The sequence below is a fragment of the Streptomyces sp. NPDC003393 genome (genome assembly GCF_053589015.1).
This window is the reverse complement of record NZ_JBSFRB010000094.1, coordinates 1-3,218: the sequence shown is the minus strand read 5'-3', so window position 1 is coordinate 3,218 and position 3,218 is coordinate 1. Positions and strand designations below refer to the sequence as shown.

The following is a 3,218-nucleotide window of genomic DNA, read 5'->3' as shown; positions in this document are numbered from 1 at the left end:
CCGCTACGCGGCGGATTCCGCGCAAGCGCGGAATGAGCCCGGAACTCCGTTCCGGACTACGGGGCAACTCCGTTGCCCCGTAGGGGAATCCGGCTCCGCCGGATTCCCATCCCTCCCGGGCCTGCTCCGCAGTCCCGTACGGGAGTTGACGGGTGCTCCGCACCCGTCAAGGGCTAGCTACAGCAAGGGGTAGTGACGGTGAGTCACTCTGCGGGTTCAAGAAGGGTGAGGAACCGTCAGGGCGCTGCATCGCCTACAGGTGGTCACGGCGGCGTGTGTCACTTTACTTCCCCGGATGTCTTCTGGTCTACTGGACGGGTCCCGCTGCGGCCCGCTGCGCTGTCAAAAACGGCGGGATTAGAGGGCTGTAAAAGCACTCCTGTTCCAGCCCGTTGAAGGCATGAAATACCGTCAAGGGCGGTCCGACTGGAGGACAGTATGCCGCAGATGGAGTTGCGTCCGCATCAGGTTGAGGCGGTTGATGGGGTTCTTCGGAATCTTTCGGTCCCGGCCGGTGGTCGAATGCCGCCGGAGGGGTTGAGGACGCAGGTAATCGCCGCTACCGGTTCCGGTAAAACACTGATAGCGGTGGAGTCCGCGAACCGGCTTTCCGCCCGCCGGGTGCTGGTCCTTGTACCCACACTCGACCTGCTCACCCAGACGGCCCGTGCGTGGCGTCGTGGTGGGCGTAGGGGCGTGATGGTGGGGGTCTGCTCGTTGCGGGCTGAGGAGAGCGACGGTCTGCCGTGCACGACCGATCCGGACGAACTGGTCTCCTGGACACGGGATCTGGAGACGGTGACGGTGTTCGCCACGTATGCGGCTGTGGGACTTCGGATCCTGCAGCGGGCGCATGCGGTCGGCCTGGCGGTGTGGGACCTGATGGTCGTGGACGAGGCGCACCGGACGAGTGGGGATGCGGGCAAGCCGTGGGCTGCGGTGCACGACCAGCAGCAGATCCCGGCCGTGCGACGGCTGTACATGACGGCCACGGCGCGTATCTGGGAGGCGGAGGGTGAGGCGTCCCGGCTGGTGGCGAGCATGGACGAGGACTCGCCTCTGTTCGGGCCTGTGGCCTACAAGCTGAAGTTGTCCGAGGCGATCCGGCTGGGGCTTGTGGCGCCCTATCAGCTGTTGTGCCTGGACATCCGCGACCCTAAGCTGCACGCCGCACTCACGAGCACGAGCGAGGGCGCCGGTTCGCCGACCGTGCGTGGAGCGCGGCTTGCGGCCGTGCAGACGGGGTTGATGCGTGCGGCCGTTGAGGAGCGTTTTCGGCGGGTGCTGTCGTTCCACAGTCGGATCGGTGAGGCGGAGGCGATGGCCGCCGGGGTGCCGCCGGTCGCGGCCCGGCTCGCCGAAGACGCCCCCGACACCTTCCCGCCGGCGGAGCGGGTATGGGCGGACTGGCTGTACGGCGAACACCCACCCAACCACCGCCGCCAGGTCCTGGACGAATTTGCCTCGGACTTCCTCGGAGGAGCTGAATTCGAGGGCCGGGATGTGCCTGCTGCTTTGCGGGTGTTGAGTTCCGTTCGTGTTCTGGGTGAAGGCGTCGACACCGCCGAATGCGATGCGGTGCTATTCGCTGACGCGCGCGGCAGCATGGTCGATATCGTGCAGATGGTCGGGCGGGCTCTGCGTATGCAGCCGGGTGAGGGAAAGCTGGCCACGCTGATCGTGCCGGTATTCCTCGGACCCGACGAGGATCCGAATCAATTGCTCACCTCGGACGCATACGGCAGCCTGGCCAAGATCCTCGGAGCTTTGCGAGCCCATGACACGGACACGATCGAAGCCCTCGCCGACCCCCGCCTGCGCAACGCTCGCCCGCAAGGCGAACCCGATGGTGACGAAGACGAGTTCACGGGCGGCCAGGACGACGGCGGCGAGGGTGGGCGGGTGCTGCTGACGGCTGCGGCGGCCGGGGTGCTGCGGTTCAGCGAGGAACGCGGCCCCGTCGCCCTCTCCCAATTCGTGCGCCTGCGGGTCATCGACCCCGAACGCGCGTACTGGCGGCGCGGCATCGAAGCCGCCACCCGCTGGCTACGCGAGACCGGGCAGAGCGAACTGCGCGTGCCCTACACCTTCGTCACGCCCGAGGACTGGCCGGCGGGCATCAGCGGCCATCCCCTGGGGGTATGGGTCGCTGATCAGCGCCGCTACTACGCGGCCGGGACACTCGAGCCGGAGCGTGTGGCGGAGCTCGAGGCGCTCGGGATGGTGTGGTCGGTACAGGACACCGCATGGGCCGAAGGCCTCGCCGTGGCCCGCTCCTACGCCGCCGCACACGGCGGGATCCTCCTGCCGCCGGCCACCGCAGTCTGGGAGGGCTACCCGATTGGGACCTGGGCCAAGAACCTGCGCGCAGCGGCCCGCAAGACGTTCCAGAACGCCGAACGCCGCGCAGCCGGAGAGACGGGCGTCCCTCGGGCCGGGGAGCTCCCGGAAAGCCGTCTGGAGGCGCTGGAAGCGATCGACCCGGGGTGGTGCCCCCTCGGATGGGACATCGCCTGGCAACGCACCTTCCGCCTTACCCACACACACGTCAAGGCCGGCGGAGCGCTCCCGACAGTCGCAGGCGAGGTCATCGTGCAGGGCGAAGACCTGGGGGCATGGGTCGCGGCGCAGCGGCACGGCTGGGACAAGCTGCTGCCGGCCCAGCAATGGCTCCTGGAAAACACGCTCGGACTCGAGCCGGCAGGCGAGCACAAGCGGCCTGCGCGCCGCTCGCAGAGCGCGGCGTGGGCGCGGAACATCACCGCGGCCCGACAGTTCCACAGCCGCGAGGGGCACCTCGTGGTGCCCCGCAAACACGTCGAGGACGTCGACGGCGAGCCGGTGGGACTCGGCCAGTTCGTGAACAACGCCCGCAGGAGGGCCGCAACCCTCAGCCCACAACGACGCACCGACCTCGACCAACTCGGCATGCGCTGGTGAACGGCAGGTGAGGCGGTCAGAAACTCCCCGTCGGCGGGGAGGACGGCACGGCGGCGTGGGACGGCTGTGACGCCGGAACACCCCCGCGTCGGCAGGGAGGACATCGCCCTTCCGAACGGCCGCAGCATGCACGCCGGAACACCCCCGCGTCGGCGGGGAGGACTCCACAAGCCACCGCCGGATCACTAGTAGGGCTTGGTCAGGTTCACTCGCCGGTGGCGTGTCCGTTTGATCGGGTGTGTCGTTGACGGGGTGTGCTGGGTGGGGAGTTGGCCGCG

At 68.5% G+C, this 3,218-nt stretch carries 1 protein-coding gene; it reads left to right on the top strand.

What is annotated here, in order from left to right:
- Positions 1 to 438 precede the first annotated feature (438 nt).
- Positions 439 to 2,940: a Helicase associated domain protein gene (locus tag ACWDUZ_RS38450; protein WP_451636470.1), complete on the top strand. Its 2,502-nt coding sequence runs from the start codon at positions 439 to 441 to the stop codon at positions 2,938 to 2,940.
- Positions 2,941 to 3,218: the final 278 nt, after the last annotated feature.